Annotated in this window: 11 protein-coding genes; 6 read left to right on the top strand and 5 right to left on the bottom strand. The window is 53.5% G+C overall.

Going from position 1 to position 15,142, the window contains the following annotated elements:
• The first annotated feature begins 78 nt into the window (after window positions 1-78).
• The 3 genes from Y017_RS02060 (at window position 79) to Y017_RS02050 (ending at window position 2,286) form a co-directional block, all read left to right on the top strand.
• The gene (locus tag Y017_RS02060; RefSeq protein ID WP_081737553.1) at window positions 79-1,299 is read left to right on the top strand and encodes a DUF445 domain-containing protein; all 1,221 of its coding nucleotides are present in this window, start codon (window positions 79-81) and stop codon (window positions 1,297-1,299) included.
• The gene (locus tag Y017_RS02055) at window positions 1,300-1,620 is read left to right on the top strand and encodes a hypothetical protein (protein WP_035458523.1); all 321 of its coding nucleotides are present in this window, start codon (window positions 1,300-1,302) and stop codon (window positions 1,618-1,620) included.
• Window positions 1,621-1,809: 189 nt separating this feature from the next.
• Window positions 1,810-2,286 (top strand): phasin family protein, encoded by a 477-nt coding sequence (locus Y017_RS02050; RefSeq protein WP_035458520.1) that lies wholly within the window; start codon window positions 1,810-1,812, stop codon window positions 2,284-2,286.
• A 225-nt stretch (window positions 2,287-2,511) separates the two neighbouring features.
• Here Y017_RS02050 and Y017_RS02045 read toward each other — a convergent pair whose 3' ends face one another.
• Window positions 2,512-3,477 carry an NAD(P)H-quinone oxidoreductase gene (locus Y017_RS02045; RefSeq protein ID WP_035458517.1) on the bottom strand — a complete coding sequence of 322 codons (966 nt, stop codon included), beginning with the start codon at window positions 3,475-3,477 and terminating at the stop codon, window positions 2,512-2,514.
• 171 nt (window positions 3,478-3,648) lie between these two features.
• Here Y017_RS02045 and Y017_RS02040 point away from each other — a divergent pair, with 171 nt between their 5' ends.
• The 3 genes from Y017_RS02040 (at window position 3,649) to Y017_RS02030 (ending at window position 7,630) form a co-directional block, all read left to right on the top strand.
• Entirely contained in the window at window positions 3,649-4,668 is a 1,020-nt protein-coding gene (locus Y017_RS02040) for an MBL fold metallo-hydrolase (protein WP_011588265.1), read from the top strand.
• Window positions 4,669-5,258: 590 nt separating this feature from the next.
• A complete protein-coding gene (locus Y017_RS02035; RefSeq protein WP_011588267.1) occupies window positions 5,259-6,467 on the top strand; it encodes a 3-oxoadipyl-CoA thiolase in 1,209 nt (402 codons plus the stop codon).
• Window positions 6,464-7,630 carry an acyl-CoA dehydrogenase gene (locus Y017_RS02030; RefSeq protein WP_035458513.1) on the top strand — a complete coding sequence of 389 codons (1,167 nt, stop codon included), beginning with the start codon at window positions 6,464-6,466 and terminating at the stop codon, window positions 7,628-7,630. The genes Y017_RS02035 and Y017_RS02030 overlap by 4 nt, the downstream gene beginning before the upstream one ends.
• Before the next feature lie 1,126 nt (window positions 7,631-8,756).
• On the opposite strand, the gene Y017_RS02025 is transcribed toward Y017_RS02030, so the two are convergent.
• The 4 genes from Y017_RS02025 to Y017_RS02010 all read right to left on the bottom strand — a co-directional run bounded on the left by Y017_RS02025 (window position 8,757) and on the right by Y017_RS02010 (window position 15,013).
• Window positions 8,757-10,586: a long-chain-acyl-CoA synthetase gene (locus tag Y017_RS02025; protein WP_011588269.1), complete on the bottom strand. Its 1,830-nt coding sequence runs from the start codon at window positions 10,584-10,586 to the stop codon at window positions 8,757-8,759.
• Between the two features lie 216 nt (window positions 10,587-10,802).
• Entirely contained in the window at window positions 10,803-12,758 is a 1,956-nt protein-coding gene (locus tag Y017_RS02020; RefSeq protein ID WP_035458510.1) for an acetyl/propionyl/methylcrotonyl-CoA carboxylase subunit alpha, read from the bottom strand.
• 180 nt (window positions 12,759-12,938) lie between these two features.
• The gene (locus tag Y017_RS02015) at window positions 12,939-13,745 is read right to left on the bottom strand and encodes an enoyl-CoA hydratase/isomerase family protein (RefSeq protein WP_035458507.1); all 807 of its coding nucleotides are present in this window, start codon (window positions 13,743-13,745) and stop codon (window positions 12,939-12,941) included.
• A 110-nt stretch (window positions 13,746-13,855) separates the two neighbouring features.
• A complete protein-coding gene (locus tag Y017_RS02010; RefSeq protein WP_011588272.1) occupies window positions 13,856-15,013 on the bottom strand; it encodes an acyl-CoA dehydrogenase family protein in 1,158 nt (385 codons plus the stop codon).
• Window positions 15,014-15,142 lie beyond the last annotated feature (129 nt).

The following is a 15,142-nucleotide window of genomic DNA, read 5'->3' as shown; positions in this document are numbered from 1 at the left end:
ATGGGTGTACGCGGGACCTGTTCGCCTTAGCACTGTCGAGTTACAGTGCACCAGCCCTTGAAGGGGAGTTGTTTTTCAATGCTGGAATCTTTGCTTGCGTACCCGGATTTCTGGAAGTACGTCAGTATTCCGTTCATCGCTGGAGCCGTCGGTTGGACAACCAACTGGATGGCTGTGCAGATGACTTTCTATCCCCTGGAATTTCTGGGTATCCGTCCTTTTTTCGGCTGGCAGGGCATTATCCCCTCCAAGGTGGAAAAAATGGCCGGCATTGTGGTGGATAAGGCGCTATCCAAGCTGGGCAGCTTGGATGAATTTTTCCGCGAAATGGAACCGGAAAAAATCGCTGACCACCTCACTCGTACTATCCAGCTCCGTATCGAAGAGTACACCGACGAGGTGATGACCGAACGCAATGCCGTTCTGTGGGAAAACTTGCCTTTGCTGGTGCGCAAGCGGGTTTATAGTCGTGCTCGGCGCGCCATTCCTGCCGTTATGGATAATGTGGTCGACGACATCAGCCGTAATCTTGATAACCTGGTTGACATGAAACATATGGTTATCACCCAGATGAGCGAAGACAAGCAGCTCATGGTGCAGATGTTCCGCGAAGTGGGGGATCCCGAATTCCGCTTTGTTACTAACTCCGGTCTGTATTTCGGTTTTCTATTTGGCTTAATCCAGGTGCCTGTATTTATCTTTTTCCCAGAAAACTGGGTGTTGCCACTGTTCGGCTTCATTGTGGGTATTGCGACAAACTGGCTGGCCCTGAACCTGATTTTCCGCCCACTGAACCCGATCAAGGTCGGGCCATTCCGGATTCAGGGTTTATTCTTAAAGCGTCAGAAAGATGTGGCTGAGTCCTTTGCTCGTCTCTCCACGGCCAAAGTGATTACCTTGCACAACATTATGTACCAGGTGGTGAATGGGCCGCGGGGTGATCGCACCAAAGCGTTAATTAAACGTCATCTCAAACCGCTGCTTAATGGTGGGGTGGTGCGAACCGCCGCCCAGCTTACGGTAGGGCCAGAGGGTTACGCTGACTTGAAAAAAGCGGTGGAAGAGAAGGCCGTGGACTTGGCGGTGGAGCCTTTTGAGGACCAGGGATTCAACAAAGAGCGGGGTCAGATTGTCGAGCGGCTGATGTCTGAGCGTATGCAGGCATTGAGTTCCGATGAGTTTCAGGATTTGCTGCGACCGGCTTTTCAGGAAGACGAGTGGATTCTGATTGTGGTCGGCGGCTTTCTTGGCGCCATGGCTGGCCTTTTCCAGCTTGTGTTTATATTTGGGATTAGTTGAATGCAGGTGCTGCAGATAGATATAGCCACCTTGGGGTGGTTGTTGTTTGCGGCAGCAGCAGGCTCTTCACTGCTAACTCTAATTCTACTGGGTCTCATCGGCCACTTTTGGCTAGGTCCACGGATTGAGCGCAAAGTAGATCGTCGCCTGGATGAGGGCGCGTCACAGCTTGAAGACCGGCTTCGTCGGCGTTTCATGGACATGCTAACGGGCGGGTCACGGGACATGCTTCGCGAAAGAGCCAAAAGCCTAGCGCGGGGTGTTGGTTTGATCAGCGGGCGACAGCAGGGCGTCATAGACAAGGATGATGTGGATAAATAGTATCGTTGGTTCGAATTTTGGGCACCCGGTATTGCAAGCGTTGTCTTGGATCACTTTTGATTTATTGTTCTACAATTTGTCGATATCAGGCGCCTCTACCCCTCTATAATTCGCCCCACGCGTTGATAATGTTTGTGTGTTGTTTTCCCGCTGCATTCGCTCGTGGAATTGCCTTCGGGAGTTTGGGCTATGTCCGACCAAGAACAGAACCAGAACGAAAAAGACGGGCGTCAAAACCCGCTGAAAGCCCTGAGCGGGGCTTCAAAAGACATTCGTAAATACACTCATCAGATCTGGCTAGCCGGTCTGGGCGCTTTTGCTCGCGCTGAGGAAGAGGGCAGCGGTTTTTTTGATGCCTTGGTGGAAGCTGGCCGGGAAGTGGAGCGGCATACCAAGGATAAAACCGAATCCCGGGTGGAAGAGATTAAAGAACGGGTTCGCCATCATACCGGCGAGACGATGGAAAAAATGGAAAAAGCCTTTGATGACCGTTTTAACAAGGCTTTATCCCGTCTAGGCCTGCCGAACAAGCGGGAGATCGAACAGCTTGAAAAACGGGTGCAGGAATTGACTCAGGCACTAGATGACGCCGAAGAGCAACCCGAAAAGCCTGCCGCGAAACGCCCGACTCGGAGGAAAGTTAAAGGAACCTCTGAAAACCTTTAAGCTATTCAAACTCTATTGTAGCGCACACCGCTAACCCCTTAGTGGTGTCTTTTGACGGGTGCCCGCCTTGGGTACCCGTTTTTTTTGTTTCGAGGAACCCGCAGGCCTCTGTGCTTAAGGGATTGGCACTGATCATTTTGGTCATTGAGGACGATGCAGCAAGCATGAAATAGTATTTTAAATACTGCTTTATTGTGGGGCGCAATGCTTCCTCTGGCCCTTTTATTATTTGACAACAATCACTCGCTTGCCGCTGAAGTCGTTGCTGGCCATATGCTTGTGGGCCTCGATGGCGTTTTCGAAGGAAAACGTTTCCAGTGGCAGCGGTCGCAATTGGCCGTTGGCGAACAAAGGCGCCAACCGGTCATTGAAAACCTGCGCCAGCTGAATTCGCTTCTCCAGTGGCTGACTGCGCATAGTCATGCTTTTCAGTGTCTGGCGTTTCATCAGCAGTGCGCCCAAGTTCAGCTCAGTGTTCAAGCCGCCCAATACACCGATACTCACCAAGCTGCCTTCTGCGCGCAGGCCGCCGAGCAGATCGTTCCAATCTGGGCCGACCATATCCAGAATTACAGCTACGCCTTCCCCGTCAGTAATGGTGTTGAGCTGTGCGGTAAAGGTGCCGTTTTCGCGGACCTGAGCCACAAGCCCCAGGTCGTTGGCGGCAGCAAGTTTGTTTGGCTCGCGGCTAGCCCCGATGGGGCGGGCGCCAAGCGTGATGGCCAGCTGTGTAGCCGCGAGGCCGACGCCGGCGGTGGCCGGGCGTATAAGGCACCACTGGCCCGGCTGCAAGCCGCCTTCCAGAAACAATGCCCTGTAGGCGGTGAGAAAGGCTTCGGGCAAAGTGGCAGCGTGAATAAAAGTAATGCCTTGAGGAATCGTCAGTGTTTCGCGTTCATGGCTAATCACTTGCTCCGCATAGGCGCAGCCTGGCACCAGGCCCATTACCGCATCGCCGACTTTTCGTTTTTGAACTCGTTTTCCAATGGCACTGACGACCCCTGCATATTCCAGCCCAGGAATGCGGCTGCTGGTTCCGGGTGGGGCCGGATAGCGGCCTTGAACCTGCAGCAGATCGGCCCGATTCACTCCGATGGCTTTGACCTGTACCTGGACTTCCTCCGGTCCGGGCTGCGGTGCCTCAAGGCTATGCAGTTGCAATTGCTTCTCTTCAATACACCAAGCGCGCATGATCGTGCTCCTATCAATGATGGCTTATCGCCAAAGTCACAGGGTTTACAAAGAAAACGGTTTGTCGCCAGGCCTGTCGTTGTGCTCACAGACCAGTGGCACGGCAAAAGGTACTGGTTTTTTCTGTGTATCGAATGATCCCCCCCTGTTCGCCAAAACAAAAGGTCCCTTATGTCACTAGATTATCCCTTTACTGAGCTGCCGTTGGCGGGTCAACGCTTCAAGGTTGCCGAAGGTGTTTTCTGGCTGCGTTTTCCGTTGCCGTTTGCTCTTGACCATATCAATCTTTGGTTGCTTGAAGACACCCATGGCTGGGTCATCTTGGATACCGGTCTTGGGGTGCGGCGCAGTCGCGAAATTTGGCAGCAGTTGCTGGCTGAACAGCTCGACGGCAAACCCGTAACTCGGGTTATTGTTACCCATTACCACCCTGACCATCTTGGCATGGCCGGTTGGCTTGAGCAGCATTGTGGGGTGCCGGTGACGATGAGTCATGGTGAGTGGCAGCTGGCTGACAGTATTTGTACTGCCTCTGATGCTCAAACTATTGAGCGTTTCAAAGCGTTTCTTGCCAGCCATGGACTATTGGGTGACGACCTGAACAAAGTGGCGGGTAAAGGTAATGGCTTTCGCCGCGTGGTTATGCCGCTGCCTAAATCCCCGGACTTTATCGGCGAGGGCGATTTGCTGCTTATTAATGGTGAGCCTTGGCAGGTGTATATTGGCCGTGGCCATTCGCCGGAGCATCTGTGCCTGTATCGCGAGAAAGACCACGTGTTACTCAGTGGCGACCAGGTGCTGCCGACTATTTCCAGTAACTTAATGGTACGTCCCACGGAGCCTGAGGCTAATCCGGTGATGGCATTTGTCGATAGCCTGACAGTGATACGCGATGCGCTTCCTAAAGACACCCTAGTGTTGCCCGCCCACGGGCTGCCATTTCGCGGGTTGCATGCGCGCATTAATGCGTTAGTGGATCATCATTCGCAGCAGCTGGAGCAGGTGCTGGTTGCCTGTGGGCAGCAGCCCCATAATGCTCACGATATGCTGCCGGTAATGTTTAAGCGCGAATTGGATGTGCAGCAAATGATGTTTGCAATGGGGGAAAGCATTGCGCATCTCAACTGCCTGCTGGAGCAAGGCAAAGTGCAGCGCGAAGAGCGTAACGGTATTTGGTATTTCGCAGCCTGATTAGGAGGAGGAGCTTAAAGCGACACACTACAAAGCGCGGGCGAGCCACGGATAAACAGCTAGGCGGTGTCTGTGTTACCGGTTTGATTGAAATACGTAGATATGTGCAGCTCAGCTGGTTACGCCGTTTTCATCGCCTCGTGGTTTGTAGTTTTAAGCTTGTAGCTGCTTTCACGCCCATTGCGCCATTATCGCAATTCCGCAACGTTAGCATTGGCATTGCCAACACAAAGAAGAGCCCATTCCGGATACCCTAAAAATAACGGTGGTGTAGTCACGCGAGGTTGTAGCGATGGCAGGCACACGATATTGGTTAGCCTTTGTCAGCGATTATCATTTGTATCGCACTCTGGCTACTGCTTACTTTGCTCTGAAATTTAAAAATAGAATTCTACGTAGCGATCGGAAGACGGTAACCTTTACGCTACAACACGCTAAGGATATTGACTGGCTGAAAGCACTTTTTCCGCCCCCCACCTTATTTCGTAATGCTTTGTGTGATTGAACAGAATGAAATGGGTGAGAGAGGCCTTTCTACCAACATATCGGGTCTCTTTGCCGCTTGAGCGTGTAACTCCTGGGAGGATGTAATGCTTGATGCCTATATCTACGATGGTCTGCGTACCCCTTTTGGTCGCCATGGCGGCGTTCTGGCATCGGTACGCCCGGATGACCTCTTGGCCGGAGTGATTCGCGAACTGGTACAGCGAAATGGCTTTGCGGCTTCTCTGTATGAAGATGTTGTCATTGGTAATACTAATCAGGCGGGGGAAGATGCCCGTAATGTGGCTCGTCATGCCGGGTTATTAGCTGGGTTGCCGCAGTCCGTGGCGGGGATCACCGTGAATAGGTTATGTGGCAGCGGCCTCGCCGCAACATTGGATGCGGCACGTATGGTGACGGTGGGCGAGGGCGAGTTGATCATTGCCGGTGGTACGGAATCGATGAGCCGTGCCCCTTATGTAATGGCCAAAGCAGAAAAAGCGTTTAGCCGGGAGATGACAGTTTTCGATAGCACTATCGGCGCCCGCTTCCCTAACCCGAAAGTGCTCAAGCAGTTTGGTGCCGATACTATGCCGCAGACGGCACAGAATGTAGCGCACGACCTGGGTATTAGCCGTGAAGATGCGGATGCTTTTGCTATACAGTCTCAACAACGCTATGAGGTCGCCCGTGAGCAAGGGTTTTATCAGCAGGAAGTGTTACCGGTTACGGTGCCCCAGGGGGGCAAGGCGACACCACTGCGTGTGGCTGACGACGAACATCCCCGCCCCGGAACCTGCGTTGATAAGTTGCGACAACTGCCTGCTATTGTCGATGGTGGCATTATTACTGCGGGTAATGCGTCTGGGATAAATGACGGGGCGGCGGCAGTGATTGTGGGTTCGCGTAGGGCTGGTGTGGCGGCGGGTATTGCTCCCCGTGCTCGAGTTCTGTCTGGTGCGGTTGCCGGAGTGGCGCCTCGCGTTATGGGCCTAGGCCCGGTGGATGCGTGCAACAAGGCATTGGCCCGGGCGGGCCTGGCGTTAGCTCAGATGGATGTGATTGAAATTAATGAGGCGTTTGCCGCCCAAGTGCTGGGCTGCTGTAAGCAGTTGGGCTTGGCTGGGGATGATGAGCGCCTGAACCCAAATGGTGGCGCTATTGCTGTCGGCCATCCGTTAGGTGCGTCCGGTGCGCGTTTGGTCTTGACTGCCATGCGTCAGTTGGAGCGAACCCGCGGTCGTTATGCACTTCTTAGTTTGTGCATTGGCGTAGGTCAGGGCGTTGCCATGGTGCTGGAGAGGGTAGATTCATGAGTGTTTTTGTATGGAATGATGCGCTATTGCTGGAAACTCAGCTCAGCGACGATGAGCGGATGATCCGTGATGCAGCGCAGGATTACTGCCAAAGTAAACTGATGACCAGGGTGCTTGAGGCGAACCGGCACGAGATTTTTCATCGCGAGATCATGACAGAAATGGGGGCACTGGGGTTTCTTGGATCCACCATTCCTGAGCAATATGGTGGCGCGGGAGTGAACCACGTTAGCTACGGCTTGGTGGCTCGGGAAGTAGAGCGGGTGGATTCCGGGTATCGCTCCGCCATGAGTGTGCAGTCGTCCCTGGTGATGTTTCCCATTTATACCTTTGGCAGTGAAGCGGTGCGCAACAAGTACCTGCCAAAGTTGGCCAGTGGCGAATGGGTGGGGTGTTTTGGTCTTACCGAGCCAGACCACGGCTCTGACCCGGGTTCCATGAGCACTCGCGCTAAAAAAGTGGATGGTGGTTACCTGTTAAATGGTTCCAAAACGTGGATTACTAATTCGCCAATAGCCGATGTGGCGGTGGTGTGGGCGAACCTAGACGGTAAGATCAACGGCTTTGTGGTAGAGCGGGGCTTTGACGGGTTTAGCGCGCCGAAGATTGAAGGCAAGTTCTCTCTACGGGCATCGATCACTGGTCAGATCATGCTGGATGACTGCTTTGTACCGGAACAAAACCGATTGGACGTGGAGGGCTTAAAGGGGCCCTTCAGTTGCCTGAACAAAGCGCGCTACGGGATCAGCTGGGGAGCCATGGGTGCGGCTGAATTCTGTTGGCAGGCGGCTCGTCAGTACACTTTGGACCGCAAACAATTTGGCCGCCCGCTGGCGGCTACCCAGCTGATTCAGAAAAAGCTGGCGGACATGCAGACTGAGATTACCTTAGGTTTGCAAGGGGCGCTGCAATTAGGGCGCTTGATAGATGCGGGAAACTGGGCGCCGGAAATGGTCTCGTTGATGAAGCGCAATAACTGTGGCAAGGCCATTGATATTGCTCGTCAGGCTCGAGATATGCATGGCGGCAATGGCATTAGTGACGAGTATCATGTGATTCGCCACGTAATGAATCTGGAAGCGGTGAATACCTATGAAGGTACCCACGATGTCCATGCCCTGATCTTGGGCCGGGCCCAGACCGGGCTGCAAGCATTCGGCTGATGAGTACCTAGTGTTTAGCCCTGGTTATTCTGGTGTTTTGTCAGAATAGCCGGGGGTTTCCCCTCCTTGCGTTTTCTTCCCCGTTTCACCTCCTTGGTGTTATGTGCGTGTCTGTATCAGGGTGTCACTCTTGGTAACGTGAGAATGCCCCAATGTTGTACACAGATTTGTTGTCAATGCTCTTTTTCTGAACGAAAAAGTGACAATCTCGTTAAAATCTCTTGGTAAATAGTATAACTATATGATTTCTTTAAAGAAAAAATATAGATCAAAAAATGAACACATCGTCTCGGGGCATGATTTATAGGCGATTATGCTCGCTTTTCTACTGTCTATGCACAGGGTTATCCACAAGATCTGTGGACAATATCTTCGCGTTTTTTGCTGACGTAATTTTTGAATCCATAAAACCAGTGGGTCATGAGGGGATTGCGATCTCTCTGGCGCTTTTACACAAGCTGATCGTGACTAAGGGGTTTGTTCATTAGGTCAAAGGTGAGTTGTGTGCAGGAGAAAATATAATAATAAGTTATTGAATAATCAGTGCTTTATGATTCGTTTAAAAATGAACCATTGTGCGCTAAGCGCCTAATTACGGGCGATGCAGATACTTGTGGTCAAGTTGTTCACATATTTATCCACAGCTTTTGTGGAGTAATCCCAGCAAAGAAAAAACGGCGATGGTCTTGACCTTTTTCAAGGTATCCATATCCATATGTCCTTGATGAAAAACCACACAAGTCGCTGTAGCTACCGTAAATGCTGGCTTTCGAAGCGTTATCCGAGGCTCGTTAACAGTGTTATCCACAGATGCCGTGGATAGAAAAGGCCATGTGGGTAACGTGAACGTGTTTGGATAAATGAAGGGAGTAAAGAAAAGGAGTAAAGGAAACTAAGGCGGGCGTGGCACGGTGGCATAAATCGTTAGGTGATGGTCTTGTAGCGATGGAGAGCGCCTGTGGACTTACGTTACAACCCCCGCTATGTCTGGCCTATGTTGGCGGTGTCGAGAACAATGTCTATTGCGGCATTGCGCTAATGGGTTAAGCCACCACTAGCGCTGTAATGGAGCACAAAAAAGGCGCCTTTCGGCGCCTTTTTTGCTTTCCTAGATCATCTGGATCGCTTAGAAGCGGTACTTGCCACCGTCGATGCCGTCCTGCGTGGCCTCGTCCAGTTGCTGGTAGCAGCTCTCTCCAGGCAGCAGGGCATAAACCGCATTGTTCTGCTGCTTCAGGTCGTACTTCTGTTCCTTGAGTTTGTTTTTCTGGTGCTTGAAGGTGCCAGTGGTTTCCATGGCTTCTTCATTGATGCGCAGGAAAACGGGGATGGCATAAGCGGGTAATTCGCGCTTGAGATACTCACACAGGCCTTTGAAGTCAAAGTCTTTGTGGTTACCGGTTAGGCGAATCTGGGCCATGCCCGCACGGCCATTGGTGTTAGGAATTTCTACACCGTAGACCACGGATTCCTGGATACCATCGTAGCCATCGAGAATCTGTTCCACTTCGGTGGTGGATACGTTCTCGCCTTTCCAGCGGAAGGTGTCCCCCAGCCTATCCACGAACTGAGCGTGGCGGAAGCCGATGTCGCGCATCATATCGCCGGTGTTGAACCACGCATCACCCTTAGTGAACACATCCCGGTAGATAGATTTCTCAGTTTTTTCTGGGTCGGTGTAACCATCGAAAGGAGTCTTGTCGGTGATTTCACCGAGCATTAGACCCGCTTCGCCTTTGCCGACTTTAGTCATGTGCCCTTTGCTATCGCGCACCGGTTCGTCACGTTCTTTGTCGTATTTGACAATGGCGTAGCTCACAGGGGAGAAACCAACGGTGTTGTCAAAGTTGAATATGTTGGTGAACGCTACGTTGCCCTCAGATGACGCATACAACTCTGCCACCCGCTCAATGCCGAAACGATCCTTGAAGTCTTTCCAGATGCTCGGACGCAGACCATTACCTACAATGGTGTGGATCTTGTTGTCTTTGTCGGTGGGTTTTTCTGGCTGTTCATGCAGATAGCGGCACAGCTCACCCACGTAACCGAAAGCGGTACAGTTGTGGCGTCGAATATCGTCCCAGAAACCGCTGGCGGAGAATTTACGTGCAAGGACAACGGCGCCAGCCGGAGCGATGACCGAGGACCAGCAGATCACCATACCGGTGGCATGATAAAACGGCAGGGTAGTGTAGATACGATCATTTTTGGTCAGGTGCAAGGCAGAGAAACCGAAAGCACCATAGGCTTTTTCCCAGCGGCCGTGGTTGAAGACAACCGCTTTGGGTAGGCCGGTAGTGCCGGAGGTGTAGATGTAGAACAACGGGTCACGCAAGAAGGTTTGCTTAGTGGACGCGGGGTTCTCGCTGGAACAATCACGGCTTTCGCTGGCCAGATTCTTGTAGCCGCTCGGTACGTCACCGGGGTTATCTAAGGTGTTCTGATCTGCGAAGCAGAAGAAGTTGTCTTTAAGGTCCAGATCACCGCGAACTTCTTCCACGGCATCAACCAGTTCTTCACCAATAATGGCAGCTTTGGGCTTCACCAAGTTGAAACTATGGATCAGCACTTTACCCCGTTGGGAAGTGTTGATAAGGGCCGCACAGACGCCGAGTTTAGCGCAGGCGACAACGGTGGCAAGCAGCTCGGGGCGATTTTCTATATTGACCGCAATGGTATCGCCTTTTTTCAGGCCGATAGAGGCCAGGTAGTCTGCCAGCCGGTTAGCCCAGGCGTTAAACTGCTTATAGGTAAGTTCTGTGTCTTCGTAGATCACGGCAGCACCATTAGGGTTCATGCTGGTGGCGCGCTCAATGGCAACGCCCAGCCCCAATGGTTTGCTGGTATCGGTGATTTTCGTCAGCTTTGAGCCCTTGATCAGGCCGGGAAGATGAGTGATCACCTCTGGGATCTTGGACAGAAGCTTGGGCAACGTGATGATGTCGGCGTTGCTCATAGGATCTCCATTGTCTGTTCTTGGAAGGCCCCGAAAAGCCGGGAACCCAGTGTTGGCAAGCGGGCGCTTACCTTAACCGTAGCATTAGAGCAGGGCAAGCGCCCTGCATGCTGGTAATGCTCGGGTAATGAGTTGGGTGTTATGGCACAACTTGCCCCAGTGTAAATTATTGGATCACGATGCAGTGTCCTTTTCCGTCGGCAAATTGTTACTAAACTAACCGACATCTGGCGTGACCGTAACCAACAACTGCTGGCGTTTTACTTGATTGCCGACGCTCAGATCCAGTGTTTCAATAGTGCCGTCACAGTCTGCCTTTAGGCTGTGTTCCATCTTCATTGCTTCCATGATCACTAACACTTGGCCTTTGCTCACGGTATCGCCGGGCTTGACGCTAATGTCGATAATGGCGCCATCCATGGGAGCACGGATCAGGCCAGAGCCCGCTTGTTCGCTGCTGTCGGCGGCGGTGTGGGTATCATCACTGAAACAGGCCGTGCGGCCCTGACTTTGCAGCCAATATTGATTGCCATCTTGCAGCACGCTGGCGGTCACTTCTACGCCGTTCACGGCTATCCGATCACCCGTTAGCGGTGTCAGGGTAAGAATGTCAGGCTCGGTACTAAACGTAACGTGGACTTGTTCACCTTCATAGCGAATATAGAGTGTTTGCTTATGCTCTCCGCTGCGAAGTACGACGGGTTGAGCGCCCAGCGTACTGGAGTGCCAACCGCGCAAGTCGTCACTGGGTGTTTCACTACGGCAGTGGTGCAGTGCGGCCAGTGCCCATAGGGTTTTGTCAGGGGCGCTGCCGGCCAGGCTGCTATCGTCGGCAAAGTCTTCGCCGATGAACGCGGTGGTGGCATCGCCACGGGCAAAAACGGGATGAGCAAGGATGGCCGCCAGGAATTCGCGGTTATCGTTTACGCCCATCAAGGTGGTGTCTTGCACGGCACGAATAAGACGGCGGCGGGCGTCTTCGCGGCTGTCACCCACGGCAATAATCTTGGCCAACATAGGGTCATAATGGCTGCCGATTTCGGTGCCTTCCATTAGACCGTGGTCAACACGAATACCGTCACCGCTGGCGGGCTGCCAGCGTAGAATCGGCCCCGTTTGTGGCATGTAATTTTGCGCTGGATCTTCGGCGTAGAGGCGGACTTCCATTGCATGCCCGGTCAGTTGTACCTGATCTTGAGTCAGCGGCAGGGCCTCGCCTCGGGCGACCTTGATCTGCCACGCTACAAGATCCAGCCCAGTGACCAGCTCGGTGACCGGGTGTTCTACCTGCAGGCGGGTATTCATTTCCAAGAAGAAAAAATCCCCTTGCGGAGCAAGCAGAAACTCCACAGTGCCGGCACCAACATACTGGCAAGCTTTGGCGGCCTGAACTGCGGCCTCGCCCATACGCTGACGCAGGGATTCGTCTACCGCAGGGGAGGGCGCTTCTTCTACCACTTTCTGGTGGCGACGTTGCACGGAGCAATCACGCTCTCCTAGGTGGATTACGTTGCCATGACGATCACCGAATACCTGGATTTCCACATGACGAGGCTGCAACACCGCCCGCTCCAGAATCAGTTCGTCACTGCCGAAGGCGCTTTTGGCTTCTTGGCGGGCACTTTTCAGCTGCGCGCTGATGTCGCTCGCATCGGTGACCACGCGCATGCCACGACCACCGCCGCCGGCACTGGCTTTGATCATGAGTGGTAGGCCGATGCGCTCGGCTTCCTGTTGCAGTCTTTCGTCACTTTGTTCTTCTCCCTGATAGCCGGGAATACAGGGAACCCCTGCTTCCTGCATGGCAATCTTGGAGAGTCGTTTGGAACCCATTAATTGGATGGCCGCTTCATCGGGCCCGATAAAGGTAATGCCTGCGTCTTTGCAGGCTTTGGAAAAGGCGGCGTTTTCGGAGAGGAAGCCGTAACCGGGGTGTACTGCATCGGCCCCTGTTTGCTTACAGGCAGCCAATAAGGCATCCATATTCAGATAGGAGCTACTAGCCAAGGCCGGGCCAATGCAAACGGCTTCGTCGGCCAAGGCCGTGTGTCGGGCGCCTGCATCTGCTTCAGAATAGACTGCCACGGTGCGATACCCGAGCGATTGGGCGGTGGCTATCACCCGGCAAGCAATCTCGCCGCGGTTGGCAATCAGAATTTTTTCAAAGCTCATGGGAGTTCCTTACCGGTATTGGGGCTTGGTGGTTATGATGCTTTCCACCACAGCGTTCACAGAGAAACACAACCTGATCCCGTTGCGGCCAAGATGGACACGCTTTGGGGATGCCGAAGCCTTGTTATCGGCCCACGGCTCGCTATGAACACGTTGTGCCTCCTGTGGTAAATCAAATGTTCATTGATTCCAGGTTGCTGGGCGTTTCTGTACGAACGCCATGGTGCCTTCGCGGCCTTCTTCACTGTTGACGGCAGCGGCGAAGTCGGTGGCGGCCTGGTCTAGTAGGGTGTTCATAGGAATATGGCCCACGTTCAGGACCAGTTCCTTAGTCACCCTATTGGCGTGTGGTGCACAGCGGCGAACGGCCGTGAGGGTGTTCTCCAGTGCTGCGGTCAACGCCTCGCTGTCGGCTGCCACTTCATGGACGATGCCGAGTCGCAGTGCTTCGTCGCCTTTGAAACGCACTCCAGTCAACGCCAAACGGCGCGCTTGGGTCAGGCCTATACGTTCCACCACAAAGGGGGCAATCTGGGCAGGGATTACCCCCAGCCCGGTCTCAGGCAGGCCAAAGGTGGCGTTCGCACTGGCAAGGGCAACGTCTGAAATGCACGCTAAGCCGAAGCCACCACCCAGTACGGCGCCTTCAAGTACTGTGATCACTACCTGCGGTTGACGGTTAGCCAGGGTAATCATTTCACCGAAGCGGCGGTTTAATGTCTGAAAAGCGTTGTTGTCACCGCTGGCGGCTTGCTGGCGCGCGCCCGCCATATCTTTGATATCTCCACCGGCACAGAAGTGGCCGCCAGTGCCGCGCAGAACAATGGCGCGAATGTTGGTGTCGTTGGCCACGCTCTCAAACACCGCCATGAGTTCATTCACCATGGTCAGGCTCATGGCGTTACGGCTGTCGGGACGATTCAGCGTGATATGCAGAACCGGGCCGTCCTGGTTTGTTAGCAAGGTTTCAGTGCTGGGTAGGCTCATGCTTGACCTCGTTTTTTTGTAGAAGCGCGCCAAACGACGGGATGGCCCGATACGTTCGCAATCACGCCGCTAGCGACGCTCCTACGGATCAGAGTGGTGCTGTCCGGCTGTTACTTCTTTTTGCCGGGCAGGATATCCATGGTCTTGCAGATAATGCCGAGCATGATTTCGTCGGCGCCGCCGCCGATGGAACCCAAGCGGCCATCACGGAAAAGCTGGCCTGCGGGGTTTTCCCACATGAAGCCATTACCGCCCCAATATTGCAGGCAGCTGTCGGCCACTTCACGGCTTAGACGGCCCACTTTCAGTTTTGCCATGGACGCAAGTTGTAATACATCCTTGCCGTTCACATACATTTCGCAGGCGCGATAGGTAAGGGCACGCAGAGATTCGACCTCGCTTTGCAGTTCGGCAAGGCGGAAATGCACGCTCTGGTTATCAATCAGCGGCATGCCGAAAATCTTACGATCCTTGGCGTAGGCGATGGTTTCATCGATCACGTGTTCCATGCCCTTAAGGCTGTTGGCTGCGGCAAACAAGCGCTCTTCTTGGAACTGCATCATTTGCATCATGAAGCCCATGCCTTCCTGGCCAATCAGGTTGCGTTGCGGGACGCGCACGTTATCGAAAAATACCTGGGCCGTTTCCGAGCAACGCATGCCCAGCTTGTTCAGCGGTTTGTCCACGGTAATGCCGCCTGCGTCTTTTGGCACCACGATCAAAGACTTGTTGACGTGGGGTTTGCCGTCGGAGGTGTTGGCGAGCAGGCAGAAGAAATCCGCGCTGGGCGAATTGGTGATCCACATTTTGGTGCCGTTGATCACATAGTCGTCACCGTCTTTAACCGCAGTGGTTTTTACCGCGGCCACATCGGAACCAGCGTGGGGTTCGGAGACGGCAATGGAGGCCACCATGTCACCGGCGATGGCGGGTGCCAGATAGTTACGACGTAGCTCATCAGAACCAAAGCGGGCGATGGCAGGGGTGGCCATGTCGGTTTGCACGCCGACTGCAAGCGGGACACCGCCGCAATGAACGCGACCCATTTCTTCGCTCATTACCATGCCGTAGGAGTAGTCCAGTCCCATGCCGCCAAATTCTTCCGGTTTGGTCACCCCGAGCAACCCCAGGTCGCCCATTTTTTTGAAGACTTCATGAATGGGGAAACGACCCGCATCTTCCCATTCGCGAACATGGGGGTTGAGTTCTTTGTCGACAAAATTGCGGACGGTACGGCGAAGTTCTTCGTGCTCTTGAGTGAATTGCATGGGAAGCTCCCTGTTGTGTTCGTTATGTTTATCGTTTGAGTTTAACGTTCAACGTTGAAACGCCAATGTGCCATGTCGATTGGCTGCTTAACTGGAGCCGCGCCGCACACTTTGTGTGCGGAAAAGGTG

Source organism: Alcanivorax sp. 97CO-5 (assembly GCF_000524665.1).
Lineage (GTDB): Bacteria > Pseudomonadota > Gammaproteobacteria > Pseudomonadales > Alcanivoracaceae > Alcanivorax > Alcanivorax borkumensis.
The sequence above is the reverse complement of the archived record's forward strand: the minus strand, read 5'-3'. Positions and strand labels throughout refer to the sequence as shown.

What these genes read in the sequence shown, in the direction of transcription:
- Y017_RS02035 (WP_011588267.1), top strand. Translation starts at nt 5,259, where the DNA reads ATGCTTGATGCCTATATCTACGATGGTCTGCGTACCCCTTTTGGTCGC.
- Y017_RS02020 (WP_035458510.1), bottom strand. Translation starts at nt 12,758, where the DNA reads ATGAGCTTTGAAAAAATTCTGATTGCCAACCGCGGCGAGATTGCTTGC.
- Y017_RS02045 (WP_035458517.1), bottom strand. Translation starts at nt 3,477, where the DNA reads ATGCGCGCTTGGTGTATTGAAGAGAAGCAATTGCAACTGCATAGCCTT.
- Y017_RS02050 (WP_035458520.1), top strand. Translation starts at nt 1,810, where the DNA reads ATGTCCGACCAAGAACAGAACCAGAACGAAAAAGACGGGCGTCAAAAC.
- Y017_RS02040 (WP_011588265.1), top strand. Translation starts at nt 3,649, where the DNA reads ATGTCACTAGATTATCCCTTTACTGAGCTGCCGTTGGCGGGTCAACGC.
- Y017_RS02010 (WP_011588272.1), bottom strand. Translation starts at nt 15,013, where the DNA reads ATGCAATTCACTCAAGAGCACGAAGAACTTCGCCGTACCGTCCGCAAT.
- Y017_RS02030 (WP_035458513.1), top strand. Translation starts at nt 6,464, where the DNA reads ATGAGTGTTTTTGTATGGAATGATGCGCTATTGCTGGAAACTCAGCTC.
- Y017_RS02060 (WP_081737553.1), top strand. Translation starts at nt 79, where the DNA reads ATGCTGGAATCTTTGCTTGCGTACCCGGATTTCTGGAAGTACGTCAGT.
- Y017_RS02025 (WP_011588269.1), bottom strand. Translation starts at nt 10,586, where the DNA reads ATGAGCAACGCCGACATCATCACGTTGCCCAAGCTTCTGTCCAAGATC.
- Y017_RS02055 (WP_035458523.1), top strand. Translation starts at nt 1,300, where the DNA reads ATGCAGGTGCTGCAGATAGATATAGCCACCTTGGGGTGGTTGTTGTTT.
- Y017_RS02015 (WP_035458507.1), bottom strand. Translation starts at nt 13,745, where the DNA reads ATGAGCCTACCCAGCACTGAAACCTTGCTAACAAACCAGGACGGCCCG.